We start from the raw sequence: 22,802 nt of genomic DNA, 5'->3' as shown, positions 1-22,802 counted from the left end.
AAGCGCACTAAAAACTAAAGAAACACAAAAATGTGCACAACTAATACAGCAACTAATTCTCACACCCTAAAGTTATACTATTAGTAGCCGATAGTTCTACAACCGTGAAAAATCAATTCTACAAGGAGGTCAGTGACAATGAGAAACCTGAAAGTATCTGCGCGCGCAGCACTCAGCTTTATGTTTATTGCACTCTTATTGGTCGCCTTGGGGGGGATTTCAGTATGGAAAATGGGAGAAATCCGTGACACGGCCAGAGACCTTGAAAACGACGCCCTGGCCAGTGTGGTGGTCGCAGACCGAATCAATTCCACGATGCTGCGCTTGCGCCTGGAAGTCCGCAGAATGCTGTCCCAGACCAATCCGCAGGACATGGCCACCACGACCGGCATGATCGCTTCGCTGAGCGAAGAATTGAAAAAGCAGATAGCCCTTTACGCCCCTTTTGTCGCCAGCGATAAAGAAGGGCAACTGTTCAAGGCCGTGTCTGAAAACACCGATAAAGCACTGGTTGCATTCGACCAGGTGACTGCACTTATCCGCAAAAACGCAACCACTGAAGCACTGGCCTACCTGAGCGCCAACGTCACCCCTGTTACCCGTCTTCTTGACGACGCCGTGAACGGACTTGTTCAAATGAACATTGACGAGGCCGCCAACTCAGGAAAAGAATCCGAGGATTCGTATCAAAGCGGCTTAACGTTTGTGATCTTCATTATTGCAGCCGCGACGCTGGCGACGATTGTGCTGGCCGTGCTGTTTACCAAAAGCATCGTTGCACCATTGCGCGACATGCTGCGGGTCAACGACACCATCGCCAAGGGTGATCTGCGCAGCGTGATTACCGTCACGGGCAAAGACGAATTCTCCGACCTGATGCGCGCTACCCAGGTGATGCAAAACAACCTGCGCGATACGATCAAGCTGATCGGCGATTCATCCACTCAACTGGCGTCCGCCGCCGAGGAAATGAATGCGGTCACTGAAGAGTCGAGCAGAGGTTTGCTGCGTCAGAATAACGAAATCGATCAGGCAGCCACCGCCGTCAACCAGATGACCGCTGCAGTCGATGAAGTGGCGCGTAATGCTGCCGCGGCATCGGATGCAGCCAAAGCCTCTGATCAGTCAACCCGCACCGGCGCGGCACGGGTGACCAGCACGGTCGACGCCATCGAGAAACTGAGCAAGACCGTGCAGAACACCAGTGCCGATGTTGAGCGTCTGGCCGTGCAGTCCAAGGACATCAGCAAGGTATTGGAAGTCATTCGTACGATTGCGGAGCAAACCAATCTCCTGGCCCTGAACGCGGCAATCGAAGCGGCACGGGCAGGTGAACAGGGACGTGGTTTCGCGGTGGTGGCCGATGAAGTCAGAGCGCTTGCACATCGCACCCAGACCTCGACCCAGGAAATCGAGAAAATGATTGGCGACATCCTCACGGGCACTGCGCAGGCCACCAAGGCCATGAGCGAAAGTTGCGACCAGGCCGATGGCACACTCACCATCGCTCATGAAGCCGGAGCAGCGCTCACGCTGATCGCGAAGGCAATCAATGAAATCAACGAAATGAACCTGATGATTGCGACCGCATCGGAGCAGCAGGCGCAGGTCGCACGTTCGGTCGACGGCAACCTGATGAGTATTCGCGATCTTTCCATCCAGAGCGCAACGGGGGCCAATCAGACAGCGGCGGCCAGTTCCGAGCTCTCAGTGCTTGCTGCAGACATGAACAAGCTGGTGGCCAGGTTTTCGCTCTAAGGGTTTTCTACTGCTTCGGGTCGTGATGCTGTGGATACTGATTCCACAGCATTCAGGGCAAATCAACTGCATGTGCATGACTGGTCAGAGAAGCGAATGGTCGCCCCTCTGGGCCAGGCGTTAAATACGTGTCAGTCAGCGCTGCCGGTCAGCAGTGCTCTTGTCGCCGCAGTAACATCCTCTTTACGCATCAGGCTTTCGCCGACCAGAAAGGTAGTAATGCCGGATTTTTTGAGTCGCAGGCAATCGTCATGGTTGCCGATGCCACTTTCACCGACCAGCAGTTTGCCTGCGGGCACCATGGATGCCAGTCGCTCGCTTGTGCCGAGGTCTACTTCGAAGGTATGCAGGTTGCGATTATTGACGCCGAGCAGCGGAGAAGACAGTTTGAGCGCACGCTCCATTTCATGTTCGTCATGCACTTCCACCAGGACGTCCATCCCCAGCGTCATGGCCGTACTTTCAAGTTCGGCAGCCAGGTCATCACTCAATGAGGCCATGATCAACAATATGCAGTCCGCGCCCCAGGCACGTGCCTCATACACCTGATACGTATCGAACATGAAGTCTTTTCGTAACACAGGAAGGGCGCAAGCATTTCGCGCATCGATGAGAAACTGCGGCGAGCCCTGGAAGCTTGGCGTGTCGGTCAGAACGGATAAACAGGCGGCGCCACCGGTTTCATAAGCCTTCGCCAGCTCGGGCGGGTTGAAGTCTTCGCGAATCAGGCCTTTTGATGGGCTGGCTTTCTTTATTTCTGCAATTAAGCCTATCAGGCCCTGCTGCTCTTTTGCTTTCAGTGCTTTATAAAAACCGCGTGGGCTGGACTGTTCGAGGGCACGCTGCTTGATGCGGCTTAGTGGCAAGTTCGCTTTCGCCGCTTCTATCTCTTGAAGTTTATAATGTTTTATTTTGTTTAGAATATCACTCATGGCAGTCACTCATATTAGCGGGCAGTCTATTGAATTAAACCCTGTAACGTCTCGACGGACACATGCTCATGATCGCCCTCTGGCAATATTTAAATGAGCGTACATTCACTGATCGAGAAATAATAATTAAATTTAATTTATCCACCTTTAGACACACGATCGAATTAATATATCATGATCACTTATGATGTAAACCCAGGGAATACGGTCTCTGTAACATACATCACAACTGAACCCGAACGATTAAGATGGCGAAACAATATCAACTTTCCGGCGCAGCCTTGCGATTTACCCGGGTGAGTCCACGCACTGGCTGTGACCACTGGCAATTCTGCTGATCGGCGTACCGGTAAGCCTGAAGTATCTGCTGGGTCAATCGGCTGATTCGCAGCCCCAGCAAGCGGACCTGCTTTCAGTGGCCGTGTGCCAAAGTCTGCTCGCACGGCTTTTGACGCTCGTGTCAGGCGTCAAGGATTACCTGCTTTATGGGTTGCTGCCGTATTTGACAACTTTTCAGGCCTTGACCTGGTTCATCGAACTCGTCGAACATTAACGATGATTGCCAAGGCCAGCGTGGATCTGCAGGCCACCTGCAATCGCTTCAGTCCTCTCAAACGACAAACCAGCGACAGGGAACGTCATCAATGCCATCCAATTTCAGCAAGGGCGTTATCTTTGCGCTCTCCGCCGCCGCACTGAACGCAACCATTGGTGTGCTCAGCAAGGTACTCATGAGCAATGGCTTCACTTCCAGCAGCGTTGCCGTCATCAAAACGATACTGGGGTGCATCCTGCTCTCGATCGTGCTGCTTTTCCTCAAGCGTCCGACATCAGCCGCCAAATGGAGCCAGGCAGCGATCTGCGCGTTCCTGGGCATTTTCGTGCTGTTCCATTTCGAAACATCCGCCTACCGGCATTACGCTGCGGCGGGTGTCGTCGTCGTACTCATGGCCAGTGCCTCAATCTCGTCGATCATTCTGGGGCGCCTGTTACTGAAGGATGCCATCACTGCAAACGCAACCGTGGGTGCCGCACTTGCCATCTCAGGGATTGCAGTGATCTTCGGCGCTGATTTGCAACAGGGCTTCACTCTGGAAGGTGCAGTGCTGGCCTCGATCGCAGGCTGTGGCTACGGAGCGTTTTCAGTTGCCATGAAAAAAATGGGCGTTTCGGGAGGCCTGCATTTCACTCGTCAACTGCTCTTCTTCGGCAGCCTGTACCTGCTGATGCCTGCCACCGCCGATGGTTTCGTGATTGGCGAGCTGTCATCAATGGCCATTGCAGCACTGCTGGCGCTGGCCGCCCTGCCGACCATCCTCGGCTTTTTCTGCACGACCAAGGCCATTGAGTACCTCAAGCCATCCCAGGTGCAAGCGCTTGAACTCACCGAACCGCTATTTGCGGCACTGCTGGCATTTGTAGCCCTCAATGAAGTACCACGCGAAAGCCTTTATCTGGGAGCGGCCCTGATCATCGCTGGTTTGTGTTTCTCCAACGAACTGATACGCCTGGGTCAAAAAGCGCCGACGCGGGCCAGTCAGTAAGGCAGGCAGCGGCCTTTCAGTTGCGGGCACGTTGATTCCAGTACCCGATGTCATGCGTGAGGCCCCGTACACAAGCATTCGCTCGGTACGGGGCGCTCCGGTTTTACATCGCAGCTTGCTGGTACCAGAGTCGCATCAGGCGGCTGCTCAAAACGGTCTCACCTGAAAATGCACCCAACAAAAAAGGCGTCCCGAAGGACGCCTTTTCTGTTGGACTCAAAACGACTGTTCTTGAGTCCTGATCTTCAACCCTGATACAGCTGGGCGAAAATGGTCGGGGTAAGGGGATTCGAACTCCTGACATCCTGCTCCCAAAGCAGGCGCGCTACCGGACTGCGCTATACCCCGATGATGCTAAAAAACACCTCCGAGGAGGCGTTTTCTATTTGGGTGACGCTTGTGGCGTCACTCCCTAAGATCCAGCCAGATACAAACTGACCAAAAATGGTGGGTCGTGTGGGATTCGAACCTACGACCAATTGGTTAAAAGCCAACTGCTCTACCAACTGAGCTAACGACCCAAATATGGTCGGGGTAAGGGGATTCGAACTCCTGACATCCTGCTCCCAAAGCAGGCGCGCTACCGGACTGCGCTATACCCCGACTGAAACTGCATTGAACCTTGCGAAATCTGGCTCCACGACCTGGACTCGAACCAGGGACCCAGTGATTAACAGTCACTTGCTCTACCAACTGAGCTATCGCGGAACTATCGATTTCAGATTCAACTTTACAACCTGTTGCCTTGAAACCAGCTTGCTGTTAACTCGTTGATTTCAATCTCATCGACCTTTGCGCTTCGTTTGTATCGTTGCGTTCACGTCTCTGAGGCGCGCTATTCTACAATTTTAAAAACACCTGTCAACCCTATAAATTGCTTTTTAAGACAATGATTTGCGATTTTTTTTCAGATCGCCTCTCGGGCCTGATTCTACTGCTGACCACGCCTCAAAAAAAGGCCCTCGGTTCGAGGGCCTTCCATAGAGCGTTGACGAGCGCTATCAGACAAACGTGATCTCGTCGTCGACCACCTTGCCGGTGATGGTCGTGCCGGGCATGAAGCTGCCCGAGAGGATCATCTGCGCCAGCGGGTTCTCGATCCAGCGCTGGATCGCCCGCTTCAACGGCCGTGCGCCATAGACCGGGTCGTAACCAACGGCAATCAGCTTGTCCAGCGCTTCGGGGCTCAGGGTCATCGACAGCTCGCGCTCGGCCAGACGCTTGCGCAGGCGGCCCAGCTGAATGTCGGTGATACCGGCGATCTGGTCACGTGCCAGCGGTTCGAAGATCACCACTTCGTCGATCCGGTTAACGAACTCCGGACGGAAGTGCGTACCGACTGCATCCATCACCGCAGCACGCTGCGCCTCACGATCACCGACCAGTTCCTGGATCTGCGCCGAGCCGAGGTTGGAAGTCATGACGATCACGGTATTACGGAAGTCCACCGTGCGCCCGTGGCTGTCAGTCAGGCGTCCATCTTCAAGCACCTGCAAGAGGATGTTGAACACATCGGAATGCGCCTTCTCGACCTCGTCGAGCAGAATCAGCGAATACGGTTTGCGACGCACGGCTTCGGTCAGGTAGCCGCCCTCTTCGTAACCGACGTAGCCTGGCGGCGCACCGATCAGGCGAGCCACAGAATGTTTCTCCATGAACTCGGACATGTCGATACGCACCATTGCCTCTTCGGTGTCGAACAGGAACTCGGCCAGCGCCTTGCACAGTTCGGTCTTGCCCACGCCGGTCGGGCCGAGGAACATGAACGATCCGCTCGGACGATTAGGGTCGGAAAGCCCGGCACGCGAACGACGCACGGCATTGGAGACCGCGACCACCGCTTCTTCCTGGCCGATCACCCGGTTGTGCAGCAGGGTTTCCATGCGCAACAGCTTCTCGCGCTCGCCTTCGAGCATCTTCGACACCGGGATACCGGTCCACTTCGACACGACCTCGGCAATTTCTTCCTCGGTCACCTTGCTGCGCAGCAACTGGTTTTCCGGCTTGCCGTGCTGGTCGACCATCTGCAGGCTGCGTTCCAGGTCCGGAATGATCCCGTACTGCAACTCGGCCATGCGGTTCAGATCGCCCCGGCGGCGCGCGGCTTCCAGTTCCTGGCGAGACTGTTCGATTTTCTGCTGAATCTGTGCCGAGCCGGTGACCTCGGCTTTTTCCGAAGTCCAGATTTCTTCAAGGTCCGCGTACTCAAGCTCAAGACGCTCGATTTCACCCTGAAGTTTTTCCAGGCGCTTGATCGCCGCCTCGTCCTTTTCCTTCTTGAGGGCCTGAGCTTCTACTTTCAGCTGGATCAGGCGACGTTCAAGGCGGTCGAGCACTTCAGGTTTGGAATCGATCTCCATGCGAATACGGCTGGCCGCTTCGTCGATCAGGTCGATGGCTTTGTCCGGCAACTGGCGGTCGGTGATATAGCGATGGCTCAGCTTGGCCGCCGCGATGATCGCGCCGTCGGTAATGGCCACCTTGTGGTGCACTTCGTAGCGCTCTTTCAGGCCACGCAGGATCGCGATGGTGTCTTCTTCGCTTGGCTCGTCGACCAGGACCTTCTGGAATCGACGCTCAAGCGCCGCATCCTTCTCTATGTATTGGCGGTACTCGTTGAGCGTGGTCGCGCCGACACAATGCAGCTCGCCGCGCGCCAGTGCAGGTTTGAGCATGTTGCCAGCGTCCATCGAGCCTTCGCCCTTGCCGGCGCCGACCATGGTGTGCAGCTCGTCGATGAACAGGATGATCTGGCCTTCCTGCTTGGACAGTTCGTTGAGCAGCGATTTCAGGCGCTCTTCGAACTCGCCACGGTACTTGGCACCGGCAATCAGTGAACCCATGTCCAGCGACAGCAAGCGCTTGCCGCGCAGGCCATCGGGTACTTCGCCATTGATGATGCGCTGCGCCAGGCCCTCGGCAATGGCGGTCTTGCCCACGCCAGGTTCGCCGATCAGCACCGGGTTGTTCTTGGTGCGGCGCTGCAGGACCTGAATGGTGCGACGAATCTCGTCATCACGTCCGATCACAGGGTCGAGCTTGCCCTCTTCCGCACGCTTGGTCAGGTCGACGGTGTACTTGTCCAGCGCCTGACGCGACTCTTCGACGTTCGGGTCATTCACGGCACCTTCGCCGCGCAGGTTATTGATGGCATTTTCCAGGGCCTTCTTGCTGACGCCCTGCCCCAGCAACAACTTGCCGAGCTTGCTGTTCTCGTCCATTGCCGCGAGCAGCACCAGCTCGCTGGAAATGAACTGGTCGCCTTTCTGCTGCGCCAGACGATCGGCCTGGTTGAGCAGGCGCGCCAGATCCTGCGACATGTTGACGTCGCCGGTCGGGTTCTGGATTTTTGGCAGGCGGTCCAGCTCTGCACTCAGTTCCTTGCGCAGGCTGTTGATGTCGAAGCCTACCTGCAACAGCAGAGGCTTGATGGAACCGCCCTGCTGCTCAAGCAGCGCCTGCATCAAGTGCGCAGGTTCGATGGCGGGATGGTCGAGGCCAACGGCCAGCGACTGGGAATCGGATAACGCTAACTGTAATTTACTGGTCAATCTGTCGATACGCATTTGTCACCTTCCTTTAATGCAGGCCGGAGCAATGAACACACCTATAAAGAAAACCTGCTGAATAGCCAGTTAGATGCGGACGATTCTGCGCGTTTCAAGCGGGCCGGGGTTGATACAGATCAGACGAGTGCTCAGGCAAGCCTAGCTGGCTTGTGCAAAACAGCCCGGCAATCAGGCGTGTTCGATCCAGATCAGCGAGGCGAAACGGCCAGTACTCGCGGCGCGGCGGTAGGAAAAGAAGCGCGGATCGGTGAAGGTATCCAGCCCGCCGCCGTAAACGGCGCGAATACCTTGGGCTGCCAGTCGCAACCGGGCGAGCGCGTAGATGTCGGCCATGAAACGATCAGGATTCGAACTGGCGACAAACGCAGCGGCTGTCTGCGGGTGGCTTGCGGTAAAGGCCTCGCGCACCTCGGGACCCACTTCGAACGACGGCTGACCGATAGACGGTCCCAGCCAGACCATGATGTCTTCGGGAGCACTTTGCAGGCTGTTGGCCGTCGCTTCCAGCACCCCGGCCGCCAGTCCACGCCAGCCAGCGTGCGCTGCTGCTACCCGCGAGCCGTCACGACGGCAGAACAGCGCGGGCAGGCAATCGGCGGTCATGATGGTGCAGGCCACGCCAGGCGTGCTCGTCCAGCTGGCATCGGCTTCAACGACGCGGGATGGATCGGCAGGTACGACGTCTACACCGTGCACCTGCTTCAACCAGGCGGGCTGAGCCATGAGACTGGAGGTCAGGCGCTGGCGATTGGTCGCCACGGCCTGCGGGCTGTCATCGACGTGATCGCCCAGATTAAAGCTGTCGAATGGGGCCAGGCTGACCCCACCCGAGCGAGTGGTAACGCAGGACTTGATCTGTGCTGGCGCAGGCCAGTCAGGTATCAGCCAGTCATTCACCCGATGAACGCCTCGCGATCCTGCTTGAGCAAGGACAGCAACCAGACGAAATCGTCCGGCAACGGCGATTCCCAGCTCATGCGCTTACCGGTGGTCGGATGATCCAGCTCCAGGAAGCGGGCATGCAACGCCTGCCGCGGGAAGGTCTTGAGCGAATCGACCATGGTCAGGCTGGCCGCTGGCGGAATACGGAAACGACCGCCATAGGCCGGGTCGCCGACCAACGGATAGTTGATGTGCGCCATGTGCACGCGAATCTGGTGAGTACGCCCTGTTTCCAGCTTGACCCGTACATGGGTATGCGAGCGGAAGCGCTCCAGCACGCGGTAATGACTGACCGCCTGCTTGCCGCCTTCCATTACCGCCATGCGCTGGCGCTGCTGGCCGTGACGGCCGATCGGTGCGTCGATCTTGCCGCCGGCGGTCACCACGCCGATCACGATGCACTCGTAGATACGACTGACGCTGCGACTCTGCAACTGGGTAACCAGCTGTGTCTGCGCCTGAATGGTCTTGGCGACCACCATCAGACCGGTGGTGTCCTTGTCCAGACGGTGCACGATGCCGGCACGCGGAACATTGATGATGTCCGGCACGTGGTGCAGCAAGGCGTTGAGCAGCGTGCCATCGGCATGACCGGCAGCCGGATGCACCACCAGCCCGGCGGGCTTGTTGATGACGAGGATCTGGTCGTCTTCATAGATGATGTCGAGCTCGATGTCCTGAGCGACCCATTCACCCTGGGCCTCCTGCTCGGCAATCAGCTCGAGAACAGCGCCACCGTGCACGATGTCGCGAGGGCGCAGAACGCCTCCGTCCACAGTCAGGCGGCCGTCCTTGATCCAGGCGGAAAGGCGCGAGCGCGAGTGCTCAGCGAATAATTGTGCGGCGACTTGATCGAGGCGTTGACCGCCCAATTCGGACGGCACCTCTGCGCGAAGTTCTATATTTTCGGACATGACCAGACTAGGTGGCGGCTAGCCTTTGGTTTCGGCAGCGCGCTTGTGGTTAAATACGGCGTCTTTTGTCCCGCCGGTATCGCGGGGCGCTCATCATAACAGGACGGCCCCGCCCAAGACAGCAGGCCGTTATAGGGACGCAAGCCGCCATGCAAGTGAAACACCTGCTGCTGATCGCCATCCTCGCATTGACTGCGGCCTGTTCGTCGAAGGAAGTCATCGACGAAAACCTCAGCGAAGTCGAGCTGTACCAGCAGGCGCAGGCCGACCTGGGAAATAACAGCTATAACAGTGCCACTGAGAAGCTCAAGGCGCTGGAATCTCGCTATCCGTTCGGTCGCTACGCCGATCAGGCTCAGCTCGAGTTGATCTACTCGAACTACAAAAATGGTGAACCCGAAGCAGCCAAATCCGCTGCCGAGCGTTTCATCCGCCTGCATCCGCAGCACCCCAACGTCGACTACGCGTACTACATGAAGGGTCTGACCTCCTTCGACCAGGACGTGGGCCTTCTGGCGCGCTTCCTGCCGCTGGACCAGACCAAGCGTGACCCGGGTGCTGCCCGCGACTCGTTCAACGAGTTCGCCCAGCTGACCAGCCGCTTTCCGAACAGTCGCTATGCGCCTGACGCCAAGCAGCGCATGATTTACCTGCGCAACCTGCTGGCGTCCTACGAAATCCACGTAGCCGACTACTACCTGACCCGTCAGGCCTACGTCGCCGCCGCCAACCGCGGCCGCTACGTAGTGGAAAACTTCCAGGAGACGCCTTCGGTCGGCGACGGTCTGGCGGTGATGGTCGAGTCTTATCAGCGTCTGCACCTTGACGACCTGGCTGCCACCAGCCTGGAAGTGCTGAAGACCAACTACCCGAACCACCCGCAACTGGCTGACGGCAAATTCACCCCGCGTGAAGCCGAGGCCGATAACCGCTCATGGCTGTCGAAAGCGACCCTTGGCCTGATCGACGGTAGCGCACCGCTGCCACCGGGCCAGACCCGCGCCGATCAGGACATGAAGAAGCAGTACCAGGACGCCAAGGATTCCATTCCGAAAGAACTGCTGCCGGAGAATCAGGCCGAGCTGGACGAACAGGCGGAAAAAGACGCCGAAGCGAAAGGCACCAAGAGCCGTTCGTGGTTCAGCTACATGACCCTGGGTCTGTTCGACTGATCCTGAGCGCATGAAAAAAGAGGCCTTCGGGCCTCTTTTTTTGTGCATCAATTTTGCCACTGTGCGCCCGCTCGCGGCTTGGCTACACTGCGCCATCGTCAATCACTAAGCTGGTAGTCATGATTCGCTTACTTATGTGGGTCGCGTTGATCGCGGCGGTGGTCTGGTTCGTCAAGCGTCTGATCAATCCCCCCAAGCCCAAATCCCGCGCCGAGCCGCCTGAACTGGCGTCGACACCCATGGTGCGATGCGCGCAATGTGGCGTTCATCTGCCGCAGGATCGTGCGCTGAGCCAGGCACAGCAATGGTATTGCAGCGAGGCACACCGGCTGCAAGGCCCCGCGGCACGTGACCGCTGACTCACCGTCCCTTGTCAGCCCGCAGGCACAGCGGATTCTGCGGCTGTACCACCTCTATCGACTGACCATCGGCGTCGTACTGGTCCTGTTGATTTCCAGCAGCCTGGAAACCGAGCTGCTGCAACTGGCCAACCCGAACCTGTTCCGCTCGGGCTGCTGGCTGTATCTGGTGTTCAACATTCTGGTCGTCGTGCTGCTGGAACGCCCCAGCCGTCAGGCACAGTTTTTCGGCCTGGCGATGACCGACGCGATCATGCTCTCCGCGCTGTTCTACGCAGCCGGCGGGCCTTCCAGCGGTATCGGCAACCTGTTGATTGCCTCGGTAGCGATCAGCAACGTTTTGCTGCGCGGCCGTATCGGCTTGTTGATCGCTGCGGTTTCGGCCATCGGCATCATCTACCTGACGTTCTACATCAGCTTCGGCACACCCTCGGTTTCCAACGACTACGTGCAGGCTGGCTCGCTGGGCGCCTTGTGCTTCGCCGCCGCCCTGCTGGTGCAGGCGCTGACAGCGCGCATGCAGGTCAGCGAGGTACTGGCCGAACAGCGCGCGGCGGATGTCGACAGCCTCGAAGCACTCAACGCACTCATTCTGCAACGCATGCGTACCGGCATTCTGGTGCTGGATGCCAATCACCAGGTGCTGCTGGCCAATCAGGGTGCCTTGCACCTGCTGGGTCAGGAGCAACTGGTCGGCCAGATCATCGACACCTGCTCGCCGCAACTGGTTGAACGCCTGCGCCAGTGGCTCGTCAATCCAATCATGGTGCCGCGCAGCATCACCACCGCCCCCGTCGGGCTGGTGCTGCAACCGAGTTTTGCCACGCTCAACCGTGGCGATCAGCGTCAGACGCTGGTTTTTCTCGAAGACCTGTCGCAGATCGCCCATCAGGCGCAGCAGCTCAAGCTCGCCGCACTGGGACGCCTGACCGCCGGGATTGCCCACGAAATACGCAACCCGCTGGGCGCCGTCAGTCATGCGGCTCAACTGCTTAATGAATCGGAAGAGCTCAGTGCAGCGGATCGACGCCTGGGGCAGATCATTCACGAGCAGTCGGGACGCATTGATCGGGTCATCGAAAATGTCCTGCAATTGTCGCGCAGACGCGAAGCGCAACCCGAACTGCTCGATCTGAAAACCTGGCTGGAACACTTTGTCGCTGAATTTCGCAGTTCTGCAGCGCCCAATCAGTTGATTCATGTCGACATAAGCCCCGGCACGCTGACAACCCGCATGGATTCTGGACAGCTGACGCAAATCATGACCAACCTGTTGCAGAACGGCCTGCGCTACAGCGGCAAAAATCATCCGTCAGCGCAGGTCTGGCTGAAACTGCACAATGAACCGAGAAGCGATTTGCCTACGCTGGAAGTGCTGGACGACGGGCCGGGGGTCAGCGAGCAACACCTGAGCAAGATGTTCGAACCGTTTTTCACCACAGAGAGCAAAGGCACCGGCCTTGGTCTATATCTGTCACGTGAACTGTGCGAAAGCAATCAGGCGCACCTGGAATATGCGCCCCGCCCCACGGGTGGCAGTTGCCTGCGCATTACCTTCGCCCACCCGTTCAAGACGAGCTGAGCATGAGCCAACGGCAAAAAATCCTGATAGTCGATGATGAGCCGGATATTCGCGAACTCCTGGAGATCACGCTGGGGCGCATGAAACTCGACACGCGCAGCGCCCGCAACGTTGCCGAAGCCCACGACTGGCTGGCCCGCGAGCCGTTCGACATGTGCCTGACCGACATGCGTCTGCCTGATGGTAATGGCCTTGAGCTGGTGCAACACATACAGCACGGCTACCCCCACGTGCCGGTGGCGATGATCACTGCCCACGGCAATGTGGATACCGCGATCAACGCGCTGAAGGCCGGGGCTTTCGACTTTGTGACCAAGCCGGTCGACCTCGGCAGGTTGCGCGAGCTGGTCAATAGCGCGCTGAGCCTGCCCGGCGCACCACCCACGCGCAGCATCGACAACCGCCTGCTGGGCGACTCGCTGGCAATGCGTACCTTGCGCAATCAGATCGGCAAGCTGGCCCGCAGCCAGGCGCCGATCTACATCAGCGGCGAGTCAGGCAGCGGCAAGGAGCTTGTAGCGAGGCTGATCCACGAGCAGGGCCCACGCATCGATAAACCTTTCATACCGGTGAATTGCGGTGCCATCCCTTCCGAACTGATGGAGAGCGAATTCTTCGGCCATCGCAAAGGCAGTTTCAGCGGTGCCCACGAAGACAAGCCCGGTCTGTTTCAGGCGGCGCACACCGGGACGCTGTTTCTCGATGAAGTCGCCGACCTGCCGCTGGCCATGCAGGTCAAACTGCTGCGCGCCATCCAGGAAAAATCCATTCGCAGCGTCGGCGGCCAGCAAGAGCAGATCGTCGACGTGCGCATTCTATGCGCCACCCACAAGAACCTGAATGCGGAGGTCGCGGCCGGTCGGTTCCGTCAGGATCTGTATTACCGATTGAACGTGATCGAAGTGCGCGTGCCCCCGTTGCGCGAGCGGCGTGAGGATATCGACCAACTGGCAGCCAGCGTGCTCAAGCGCCTTGCCGGGAACGGCGCACAACCCGTCGCGCGCCTGAACGCTCAGGCGCTGGAAACGCTGAAGAGCTACCGCTTCCCCGGTAACGTGCGCGAACTGGAAAACATGCTGGAGCGCGCTTACACGCTGTGCGAGAACGACGAAATCCACGCCAGCGACCTGCGCCTGACCGAGTCCGCCAGCCCTCAGGAGGGCGATGGCCCGAGCCTGGCCGACATCGACAACCTTGAAGACTACCTGGAAAGCATCGAACGCCAGCTCATCCTGCAGGCACTGGAAGAAACCCGCTGGAACCGCACTGCGGCGGCAGAAAGGCTCAGTTTGTCGTTCAGGTCACTGCGCTATCGCCTGAAGAAGCTGGGCCTGGATTGAATGCGTTGCGCGGCAAAAACCGTGCGACGCATAGCGTCACGAAAGGCATTCCACTAGAGCGTGCGGAACGATAGGTGCGCGCGAGAACATCGTCGCGCCCCACGCTCCGCGTGACCGACAGGATGACTAGCCTGCGAGGCGACCAGTCGGCGCGTAGGGTGCCGGATCGATGATCGGCTCGCGCTCCAGCAGCAGGTCAGTGATCAACTGGCAGGACGCCGGAGCCAGCACCAGGCCGTTGCGGTAATGCCCGCAGTTGAGCCACAGGCCGTCAAAACCGTCCAGCGGTCCGATGAACGGGATGCCCTCAGGCGAGCCAGGGCGCAGGCCTGCCCATTGGGCGACCGGCTCGGCATGGGCCAATGGCGGAAGCAATTCGACGGCCGACGCCTTCAAACTTTCCAATGCGGCCTGCGTGGTGGTTTTGTCGAAACCTTCGTGCTCAAGAGTACTGCCGATCAGGATATGCCCGTCACGACGCGGGATCGCGTAGCGCCCTTTCGCCAGCACCATGCTCGACAGAAAGTCCGATGCACACTTGTAGAGAATCATCTGGCCCTTTACCGGCTCGACCGGCAGCTCCAGACCCAGGGTCTTGAGCAACTCGCCGCTCCACGCACCCGCCGCCAGAATCACCCGATCACCGGTGATATCCCCTGCTGGTGTCTGCACACCCGAAATCCTGCTGCCTTCACGGGTAAAGCCGCTGACTTCACACTGCTCGCGAATCTCGACATTGGGCATTGCGAGCAAGGCCGCCTTGAGCGATTTGACCAGGCGGGGATTACGTACATTGGCCACATCGGCCATGTAGATCGCCCGCGAATAGCCCTCACCCAGCACCGGCACGGCATCATTTACCGCCGAGATATCCACGCGGTTCAACGAGCGTTTTTCACGGACCGCCCATTCAAGCGCAGACTGCTCGTCATCAAGATCGAGCCAGTACAGGCCGGTCTTGTGCACTTCGGGGTCGATACCGGTCTGTGCGAGCAAACGCTCGGCGAGGTGCGGGTAGAAGTCCTGCGACCAATGCGCCAGCGCGGTGACCGCAGTGCTGTAGCGCCACGGGTAAAGCGGCGAGACAATCCCGCCGCCCGCCCAGGAAGACTCCTGGCCAACGCCCGAACGATCCAGCAGCACCACGCTGACCTGCTCGGACGCCAGATTGAAGGCGGTCAACAGACCTATGACGCCACCGCCTACGATGACTACTTTCTGCTTGGACATCTTGGTCTCGTGACAAGGAAACGGTTTAGCGGCCCCAGCAGTCTTTGACAGTGACACCGCTGGTTGCGCCAGTGTTGGTACGCGCCCCGGTGTTAGTGATCACGAAACTGCCACACTTGTCGCCAGCCATCAGCGTGCCTCCGATAGGGTCAGCGGTCAGGGTGAAGTCGGTGGCAGTGAGGGTCGGCGTTATCTTGTAGTACGTATTGCCACCAGATACGCCTTTGTAATCCGAGTAATTTCCCTTCTGCGAATAAAACCGCTCCAGCGCCTGGGTTTGCTCGGACAGCAGGCTGGCAATCGCCGACCGCTGGGTACGCTTCACGTATTCGGTGTAGCTGGGGTACGCGATGGCCGCCAGAATACCGACAATAGCCACGACGATCATGAGTTCGATCAACGTAAAGCCCCTGGATGTCGCTCGCATGTCTAGTTTCCCTATTGGATTTGTCGCCACATGATGCGTTGGAAGACGTTCGCACTGCCGCCCTTCTCATTAAGCTTGGTGGGCGTGCCGCCGCTGGAGTCAATCACGTACTTGTTATCGTTGGCCCCATTGGTACCGGCAACGATAGAAGCCACTACCGGGATACCAGTACCGATACCGAGACCGCCAATGATCAAATCCGAAGAGTTGATATCGCCGTCATTATTGGTGTCCAGTACCTGGTAATTAAGCATGCTGCCAGTCGCGGCGTTCAGCTCGAACAAGCGCCCGGTCCCGGTGCTTTCGCAGGGGTCGGTAGAGTTGACGGCTGCCGTGGTGAAGATGATACGACCGCGAGAGGTTTGTGCCGGATAGATAATCCGCTCGCCGACATAAGGGGCCGTGGTTGCCAACGGCAGGTACCAGCCTTTCTTGGTGCCCCAATCCACATCATTGGAAGTCGTGGTGTAATACGTATTGCCACTTCCGACTACCGTCCCGTTAATGGCCTGAGGCTGCAGATTGGCCTCAACGATGTTGCCTGAACCGTTGTCGCTATCCCAGATGGCATAGAAATCCTGCAACGAGCTGGTCTGCTTGTCCGCGGTTTCGCTGAATTTCCCGGTGCCGAAATACACGATCTTGCCGTTGAGTGGATGGTCCAGCAACAAGGGCTGAACGGTAATCGACTGACTGGCCCCTTGAGGTGCAGTGAACAAGGGTGAGCCATTGAAAGCGACTTTCCAGCTGGATGCTGCGGCCCCGCTCATGTCGAACTTCCATAGGCGGCCCTTGAGATCGCCCGCATAGGCTGCTTGAACGACATTCTGCGAATTGACCCGAAGTTTCACCGAAGACAACCCGTTATCCGTTTCGCTGCCAATGACCGGAGTCGGAATTTCGGCAATGAACTGTCCGGTGTTGGCGTTGAGTACATACAGGGACGCCCTCCCGGTAAAGCTGCCATAACCGTTGCCAACGACAACGATCCCGGTGCCATCGGCCATACGTGCTACATCCGGCTTGGAGTAGGTGTATCCAAGGTTGTTGAACTTGTTGTTGGTGTCTGAAGTGTCGGGAGCCTTGACCTCCCACAATGCCCCGATGCTGTCTGCCGAACCTTCGAAAAGCTTGATCGCAAAAAAAGCCTTGCCGCCAGCGCCCAGCCCGGAATACGCCACCGTGCGCCATACACTCCCTGCTGATGCCTGCGTATCGAAGACTGCAATCTGACCATCCACCGTAAAACGGTGAACGCCGGAACCGTAGGAAGAGGATGAAATGGTCGCCAATGAACTCAGAGACGTAGACGGCATATACGCGTATTTACGCGCACCGGAGCTGGCGTCGATCACGTTGAAGAAGCCATCGTTGGCGTTGGCCAGCAGACTGGAACTCATGTTGCTGGACTTGGCAGAAAGGTACGTCGTGTAAGTGGTGTCGCCGAGCAAATCAGACGCCGTCTTCTCTGTCGGCAGCCCGGCCCCCAATGATGAATTGACGATATCGCCCAAGAGTGTGGCACGAGTACGAAGCTTGGCATTGGCCGTGCCTTTGGCCCAGGCAATAACCTCCGCGCCGGTCACTCCGGTCGGCAGCGTAGCGGTAAAGGCATCACGTTGCGCCTGCGTAAAATTCAGAAAATCCAGGGTGATTTTCGTCGGTGTCGCCGCTGTGCTCCATGACTCGAAAACAGGCGCCTTGGTGCTGCTGGTGATCGTGGTATCAGTGGTCCAGACAGGGGCGCTCAGCGCTCCTGTCGTAGCGTCCAGATTGTAAGCCTTGATCGTGCCATGCCAGTCCGTCGGGTCATAAAGCGTCTGATAGAAGCGGCTGCCCGCCTGAAGGGTGGACGAGTTTGCCACGCCACCACCGCCCGAACCGGCCTTGGCATAGATATCGCTCAATGCGAGGTTCAAGGCGTTGTTCAAACCGGCACTGTCATTGGTCTGGAAATACTTGCCGTGCCCGTGATTATTGTCGGCAGCGTCTATCAGCATCTGGTTGGCGGCGGTGAAACCAATGGTGTAGGTAGTCATGTTCTGTTGAGAGAAGCCGTCGGTGTCCCAACTTTTCTTGGTCAGGTCAGTGGCAGGTGTACTGCTCGCTCTTCGCATGTCGATGTCATAGGCAAACTTGGCGAGGTCGTCCAGATAAAGCGTATCGCCCTCACCATCACCATTAAGATTGGCCCCGTCATTGGCCGCATTCAAGTCCCAATTGGGCAGTGAGCGGGAGGTATTGAGTACATCCTCCGGATCGTTGCTCGGGAACGTCCGATCGTATGTCGGCAAGCCGTCAGTGATCACCACGCCAAAGTTTTTCTGGCACCGGTACTGTATAGGGCTGGTGTAGGTTGTCGGTGCCCCGCTATAACCGTAATACGGGGTCATGCCTCGAAAGTAGCGGGTTATCTCATAGTACGTTTCGGCCAACGGCGTATTGGAGTCGCCTCGCAGTGCATTGATGGCCGCATTGAGGGCAGTGACATTATCGTTTGCATCAGCCTGGCTGACACCGCCGTTGTTGTAAGGGTTACTGGCGACAGGGGACAGGTCTGCAACAGGTCTGGAAATCTTCCCTCCACGCCCGGGATCAGTGTTGGTCGGCGGGTTGAACCCGGCCAGACCGATTCTCAGGGATTTGTTGTTTTCAACCAGCTTCAATGAAACGTTGCGCGCGACGTTGATACGGTAATCGTTGGGAATGATGTTGTTGACGGTGAAGTCTTTGGTAGTAGTGTTGGCGGCCCGCGTCAGGTCAACCAGATAAGAAAGGTAATCTGCAGTGTAGCGAGTGGTGCTCTCGTTACCGGCCGGATCGGGCAACTTCAGGCAGTAACCCACGTTGTCACGCGCAACGTAGGTGTAATCGCTTCTGCACGTGTAGGGCCCGGCAGAGTCCAGCGAAAGCGTATCGTCGGCCTGAATGGAAACGCCTCTGCAGTTAAGAAAACCGCATGACCCTGGCTGCGCATAGATAATCGACGGACGATTGGTCACCGTCGGATCAAAGCCGGCGGCCCAGATGATGTTGTACATACTCCCGGAGTTATCCACCAGCAGCATCAGGTTAGGCGGCACGGCCGACGCACTGAGCAACGGTACTTGTGCTGGCGTAAACGCATACACGGGCGTAAGGGCATAAAAAGCCAAAAGCGCACCGCAGAGATACTGCAGGCTGCGACGGAGTTTCTCAGCAATTGGCATAAATACTCTCCAGCACCGTGCGCGACGTACCTTGAATAGCGACTGATGTCACGCGATAGAGCGTTACTGTTCCGGTACAGATCGGTGGCCGATTCACAGGTGTCGCAGTGGTCCCCAGATTCTGTATACCGTAGAAACCACCACCTGCTGCCAGCCAGCTCACCCCGGACGCACCCACTCCCGCGACGGTCAGCGTGGCTGATTCAGCGGGTGGGGCGCAGTTTGTACACTTGGCCAACGTGTATCCGGCCACCTTGATTGAAGACTCACCCAGCCTTAATGCCGCTTCGGCCTTCTGGAAGGATTGATTGCGCAGGGTGACACTGCCCGCCATCTTTTCCTGCAGCGTGGCGTTCTGCATGGAAGAAATGCCCAGCAGCGTCAGCAGCAGCAGAAATACCAGACTGACCAGCAACACCATGCCGCGCTGTCGCGCTGGGAAGGTCGGTATCGAATTGAATCGCACGATCTTGTTCATGCCTGGCCCGTTCAAAAGCGGTTACGCAGATAAGCAACAACGTTGTACTGCTGAGACTTGACGATGCCGTTCTGTCCATCCTGCAGCGTCAGGCTGATACGCACACTGCGCACAGCGTCAGCGTTGGCCTTGGTAACAGCCGTGGTATAGGACATCGGGTTACCCGTCATGCCGAAAGAAACACTGAAGTCCGCGACGTTCTGCAACAGCGGCTGCGGAGTGCCGTCCGTGCCATATTTTATGGTCAAGTCTGTTCCGCTGAGCGTGTAGACCAACTGCCGCAACGGAAAGGCCGTCTCCCCCGTAGCCGGCGCACGAGTACTGGCGTAAAGCTGCGTCTTGGACTGACAGTCTGAAACGATGGTCCAGGTGGGCGTACTGCCTGTGGTCCCTACGTCGGCAGTCACCAGCGTCAGCGTCCTGCTCGGATTATCCCAGAGAATTGGAGTATCCAGTGCGATCGGCCACGGGATAGCAGGAGATACAGGCGTGTAGTTTTTGAAGCTCAGGCAGCCATACATGCCGGTCATCCTGATTTCCTGAATCAGTTTGCTCAGCAGGAAACGCGCATCCTCCTGCATCCGCGCTGCGGCATTCTGGCTCTGGTAGGTGCCTCTGGCAGCCGTGAATATCTGCACGATACCCAGGCTGACCACCAGCCCCAGGACCAGCGCCACCATGATTTCGACCAGGCCGAAGCCTCTGGAAAGCTTTCTCATGGGTTGACCCCGATCCGCGAGGTCAGCGTAAAACTCCGGTTGGTCGGGCTGCCGGTCGTGTTTCCGGTTGCCTGATTGCTCGATCCCGCAGCCCTTGTGTCGCTCCAGCCGATGTTAATGGTCACCTCCGGAGCCCCGGTGATATCAATGCTGCCGGTACCGCTCGAGCCTGCAAAGTTGATGATGTTGCTTCTGAAATCAGACAGATCCTGCGCTCTGGCATCGTTCGGATTGGCCGCTGGCGCTGCATCCAGATTCGCCAACGCATAAGTCGCCAGCACGTTGGTCGACCCATTGGCACTGGCATTACCATCAACATTGGCGCGGATACGATCCATCATGTCGTAAGCAATGAAGCTGGCCTGACTGCTCATGGTCGCGCTGTCGGTGTACTTGAGCGCGTTGAGCTGAATGGCCGCCGCGCCCAGCAGGCCGATGGCCAGAATCAATACCGAGACCAGCACCTCGATCAGAGTCATACCGATCTGGCGATGTCGGGTTTCACCGGCCATCAGCAGCCTCCACCCAGGGTGATCCGGCCGGTCAGACAGACCTTTATGGTTTTGCTAATGGTGCCTCGGGTGTAGGTCATGGTCACCGCCGCAGCCGGGGCGATGAGCGCGCCCAGGTTGTTGAAATCAATTGCCGTGGCATTGTTATCGGCCACCAGCGTGGCGCCGCTGCTCATGGCCGCTACTTTCCGGAGCGCAGTGGGCGTCGTCTGAGTATCGGAAACCAGATACACCTGCAATTCGTTGGTCCATGCCGTCCCGCTGATCGGCGCTATACGCACCGCCACTCCCCTGTTTATCGCCTCGAGTCGCGCATAGTTGAGCGCCCGCTGCAAATCGCTGAGTTCGGTATCGGCCTTGTTGCTCTGGATGGAGCTGGTGAAATTCGGGATAGCGATAGCCGCCAGGATGCCCACCAGGGACACAGTGACTAACAATTCGATGAGGCTGAATCCCTTGGCTATATGACGCATTGAGTGTCTCCTAGACGTTACGACTATAAGGCAGCAACGCCGCTGGAAAATCCATAGCGGGACGTACGGTTGTTTTGCCACGACGAACGCCCGCAGTGTATTGAAACGGCGGTTTCCAGGGAGGAAAGCATATGAAGCATGCAGGATTCACACTGGTCGAATTATTGATCGTCGTTGCACTGGTGGCCATTTTGGCCAACGTCGCAACCCCGTCTTTCAAGGATCTCATCGATTCCAGCCGTGGCCTTGCAACCGCCCGGGAGCTGGCCAGCGGCATTCGCTCGGCGAGAGCGGCCGCAGTCACGCGCAACCAGATCGTTACGCTTCATGCCATCGAGAACGACTGGAGCAACGGCTGGAGGATCATACTCGACGCAGATGGCAAAGGTCCCGACGAAAACGATCCGGTGCTGATAGAACGCGCCAATAGCGGCACAGCGCGAGTGGTCGATAACCGCAAGCGTGTGGAGGAGATCAGTTTCAATGGTTTGGGGACGTTGCGGCGCAGAACCGCCAGGACGTTGCACGTGTGTGCCGCAGACCAGCCGGTGAGCAACTATCGAGTGATAGTCGCACCGGCCGGGCGCGTGAGGGTCGAGGACACGAAAATCGATGCAGCGCTGTGTGGCTAATAGCCTCAGAGCAGCGACTTGACGCGCAATTCCTTGGGCATCGAGAAGGTGATGTTCTCCTCGCGGCCGGCAAGCTCATCTGCACCGGTCGCGCCCCAGGCCTGCAATTGCTGGATCACGCCGCGCACCAGCACTTCGGGGGCCGAAGCGCCCGCAGTGATGCCGATACGCTCTACACCGTCGAACCAGCCCCGTTGCATGTCTTCGGCGCCGTCGATGAGGTACGCCGGAGTCGCCATGCGCTCGGCCAGCTCGCGCAGGCGATTGGAGTTGGAGCTGTTCGGGCTGCCCACCACCAACACCACATCGCATTCGTCGGCCAGTTGCTTGACCGCGTCCTGACGGTTTTGCGTGGCGTAGCAGATGTCATCCTTGCGCGGCCCGCCAATGGCCGGGAAGCGCGTGCGCAAGGCATCGATCACCCGGCTGGTGTCATCCATGGACAAGGTGGTCTGGGTGACGAAGGCCAGGGCTTCAGGGTTGCGCACCTGCAGGCTGGCAACATCCTCTTCGTCCTCGACCAGATAGATCGCACCGCCGTTGGCGGCGTCGTACTGACCCATGGTGCCTTCGACTTCCGGGTGACCGGCGTGGCCGATCAGGATGCACTCGCGGCCATCACGGCTGTAACGGGCGACCTCGATATGCACCTTGGTAACCAGCGGACAGGTAGCATCGAACACTTTCAGACCACGGCCTGCCGCCTCGGTACGCACAGCCTGGGAAACACCGTGGGCGCTGAAGATAACGATGACGTCATCCGGCACCTGATCCAGCTCTTCGACGAAGATCGCACCGCGAGAGCGCAGGTCTTCGACGACAAATTTGTTGTGAACGACTTCATGGCGCACATAAATCGGCGGACCAAACACTTCCAGAGCGCGATTGACGATTTCGATCGCGCGGTCCACTCCGGCACAAAAGCCGCGGGGGTTGGCGAGTTTGATTTGCATGCGGTGCCTCATGATTGGTACGGGGTAGCCCGGCCTGGGCCGGGCTTTACGGCGAAG

At 58.1% G+C, this 22,802-nt stretch carries 19 protein-coding genes and 4 tRNA genes; 7 read left to right on the top strand and 16 right to left on the bottom strand.

Going from position 1 to position 22,802, the window contains the following annotated elements; all coding sequences use genetic code 11:
* Nucleotides 1–138 precede the first annotated feature (138 nt).
* On the top strand, nt 139–1,758 hold the full coding sequence (locus LIX91_RS16480; RefSeq protein WP_226488794.1) for a methyl-accepting chemotaxis protein: 1,620 nt from the start codon (nt 139–141) through the stop codon (nt 1,756–1,758).
* 131 nt (nt 1,759–1,889) lie between these two features.
* Here the strand turns inward: LIX91_RS16480 and trpC are convergent, their stop codons facing one another.
* Entirely contained in the window at nt 1,890–2,690 is an 801-nt protein-coding gene (gene trpC / locus LIX91_RS16475) for an indole-3-glycerol phosphate synthase TrpC (RefSeq protein WP_226488793.1), read from the bottom strand.
* Nucleotides 2,691–3,334: 644 nt separating this feature from the next.
* Here trpC and LIX91_RS16470 point away from each other — a divergent pair.
* Nucleotides 3,335–4,234, top strand: coding sequence for a DMT family transporter (locus tag LIX91_RS16470; protein WP_226488792.1), 900 nt, complete (start codon nt 3,335–3,337; stop codon nt 4,232–4,234).
* A 271-nt stretch (nt 4,235–4,505) separates the two neighbouring features.
* Here LIX91_RS16470 and LIX91_RS16465 read toward each other — a convergent pair.
* The 7 genes from LIX91_RS16465 to rluD form a co-directional block, all read right to left on the bottom strand.
* Nucleotides 4,506–4,582, bottom strand: a tRNA-Pro gene (locus LIX91_RS16465).
* Nucleotides 4,583–4,679: 97 nt separating this feature from the next.
* A tRNA-Lys gene (locus LIX91_RS16460) sits at nt 4,680–4,755 on the bottom strand.
* A gap of 5 nt (nt 4,756–4,760) precedes the next feature.
* Nucleotides 4,761–4,837, bottom strand: a tRNA-Pro gene (locus LIX91_RS16455).
* Between the two features lie 29 nt (nt 4,838–4,866).
* Nucleotides 4,867–4,942: transfer RNA gene (locus tag LIX91_RS16450), tRNA-Asn, on the bottom strand.
* Between the two features lie 293 nt (nt 4,943–5,235).
* The gene (gene clpB, locus LIX91_RS16445; protein WP_054992674.1) at nt 5,236–7,800 is read right to left on the bottom strand and encodes an ATP-dependent chaperone ClpB; all 2,565 of its coding nucleotides are present in this window, start codon (nt 7,798–7,800) and stop codon (nt 5,236–5,238) included.
* A gap of 171 nt (nt 7,801–7,971) precedes the next feature.
* Nucleotides 7,972–8,700 (bottom strand): peptidoglycan editing factor PgeF, encoded by a 729-nt coding sequence (gene pgeF, locus LIX91_RS16440; protein ID WP_226488791.1) that lies wholly within the window; start codon nt 8,698–8,700, stop codon nt 7,972–7,974.
* Entirely contained in the window at nt 8,697–9,659 is a 963-nt protein-coding gene (rluD, locus tag LIX91_RS16435; protein WP_002551999.1) for a 23S rRNA pseudouridine(1911/1915/1917) synthase RluD, read from the bottom strand. Before rluD ends, pgeF begins: the two co-directional genes overlap by 4 nt.
* Nucleotides 9,660–9,808: 149 nt before the next feature.
* Between rluD and LIX91_RS16430 the strand changes: the two genes are divergently transcribed.
* The 4 genes from LIX91_RS16430 to LIX91_RS16415 all read left to right on the top strand — a co-directional run bounded on the left by LIX91_RS16430 (nt 9,809) and on the right by LIX91_RS16415 (nt 14,112).
* Nucleotides 9,809–10,831: an outer membrane protein assembly factor BamD gene (locus tag LIX91_RS16430; RefSeq protein WP_003371138.1), complete on the top strand. Its 1,023-nt coding sequence runs from the start codon at nt 9,809–9,811 to the stop codon at nt 10,829–10,831.
* Nucleotides 10,832–10,950: 119 nt separating this feature from the next.
* Entirely contained in the window at nt 10,951–11,190 is a 240-nt protein-coding gene (locus tag LIX91_RS16425) for a PP0621 family protein (protein WP_032607804.1), read from the top strand.
* Nucleotides 11,180–12,772 carry a sensor histidine kinase gene (locus LIX91_RS16420; RefSeq protein WP_226488790.1) on the top strand — a complete coding sequence of 531 codons (1,593 nt, stop codon included), beginning with the start codon at nt 11,180–11,182 and terminating at the stop codon, nt 12,770–12,772. Before LIX91_RS16425 ends, LIX91_RS16420 begins: the two co-directional genes overlap by 11 nt.
* 2 nt (nt 12,773–12,774) lie before the next feature.
* Nucleotides 12,775–14,112, top strand: a complete 1,338-nt coding sequence (locus LIX91_RS16415; RefSeq protein WP_226488789.1) for a sigma-54-dependent transcriptional regulator — start codon at nt 12,775–12,777, stop codon at nt 14,110–14,112.
* A 126-nt stretch (nt 14,113–14,238) separates the two neighbouring features.
* On the opposite strand, the gene thiO is transcribed toward LIX91_RS16415, so the two are convergent.
* Genes thiO through LIX91_RS16380 form a run of 7 tightly spaced genes read right to left on the bottom strand, consistent with a single transcriptional unit; the run spans nt 14,239 to nt 21,160 of the window.
* The gene (gene thiO / locus LIX91_RS16410) at nt 14,239–15,342 is read right to left on the bottom strand and encodes a glycine oxidase ThiO (protein WP_100073415.1); all 1,104 of its coding nucleotides are present in this window, start codon (nt 15,340–15,342) and stop codon (nt 14,239–14,241) included.
* 25 nt (nt 15,343–15,367) lie between these two features.
* The gene (locus LIX91_RS16405) at nt 15,368–15,769 is read right to left on the bottom strand and encodes a type IV pilin protein (protein ID WP_011266587.1); all 402 of its coding nucleotides are present in this window, start codon (nt 15,767–15,769) and stop codon (nt 15,368–15,370) included.
* Nucleotides 15,770–15,780: 11 nt separating this feature from the next.
* On the bottom strand, nt 15,781–18,978 hold the full coding sequence (locus LIX91_RS16400; protein ID WP_226488788.1) for a pilus assembly protein: 3,198 nt from the start codon (nt 18,976–18,978) through the stop codon (nt 15,781–15,783).
* The gene (locus tag LIX91_RS16395; RefSeq protein ID WP_003414733.1) at nt 18,965–19,456 is read right to left on the bottom strand and encodes a PilX N-terminal domain-containing pilus assembly protein; all 492 of its coding nucleotides are present in this window, start codon (nt 19,454–19,456) and stop codon (nt 18,965–18,967) included. Before LIX91_RS16395 ends, LIX91_RS16400 begins: the two co-directional genes overlap by 14 nt.
* 11 nt (nt 19,457–19,467) lie before the next feature.
* Nucleotides 19,468–20,175 carry a PilW family protein gene (locus tag LIX91_RS16390; RefSeq protein ID WP_046235438.1) on the bottom strand — a complete coding sequence of 236 codons (708 nt, stop codon included), beginning with the start codon at nt 20,173–20,175 and terminating at the stop codon, nt 19,468–19,470.
* On the bottom strand, nt 20,172–20,687 hold the full coding sequence (gene pilV / locus LIX91_RS16385) for a type IV pilus modification protein PilV (protein WP_103697192.1): 516 nt from the start codon (nt 20,685–20,687) through the stop codon (nt 20,172–20,174). The genes LIX91_RS16390 and pilV overlap by 4 nt, the downstream gene beginning before the upstream one ends.
* A complete protein-coding gene (locus LIX91_RS16380; RefSeq protein WP_226488787.1) occupies nt 20,687–21,160 on the bottom strand; it encodes a GspH/FimT family pseudopilin in 474 nt (157 codons plus the stop codon). The genes pilV and LIX91_RS16380 overlap by 1 nt, the downstream gene beginning before the upstream one ends.
* Nucleotides 21,161–21,291: 131 nt before the next feature.
* Here LIX91_RS16380 and LIX91_RS16375 point away from each other — a divergent pair, with 131 nt between their 5' ends.
* Nucleotides 21,292–21,792, top strand: a complete 501-nt coding sequence (locus tag LIX91_RS16375) for a GspH/FimT family pseudopilin (protein ID WP_226488786.1) — start codon at nt 21,292–21,294, stop codon at nt 21,790–21,792.
* A gap of 5 nt (nt 21,793–21,797) precedes the next feature.
* Here the strand turns inward: LIX91_RS16375 and ispH are convergent, their stop codons facing one another.
* Nucleotides 21,798–22,745 carry a 4-hydroxy-3-methylbut-2-enyl diphosphate reductase gene (gene ispH, locus LIX91_RS16370; protein ID WP_003408433.1) on the bottom strand — a complete coding sequence of 316 codons (948 nt, stop codon included), beginning with the start codon at nt 22,743–22,745 and terminating at the stop codon, nt 21,798–21,800.
* Nucleotides 22,746–22,802: the final 57 nt, after the last annotated feature.

This window comes from Pseudomonas sp. B20 (assembly GCF_020515755.1).
GTDB lineage: Bacteria > Pseudomonadota > Gammaproteobacteria > Pseudomonadales > Pseudomonadaceae > Aquipseudomonas > Aquipseudomonas syringae.
This window is presented reverse-complemented; position numbering and strand designations above follow the sequence as displayed.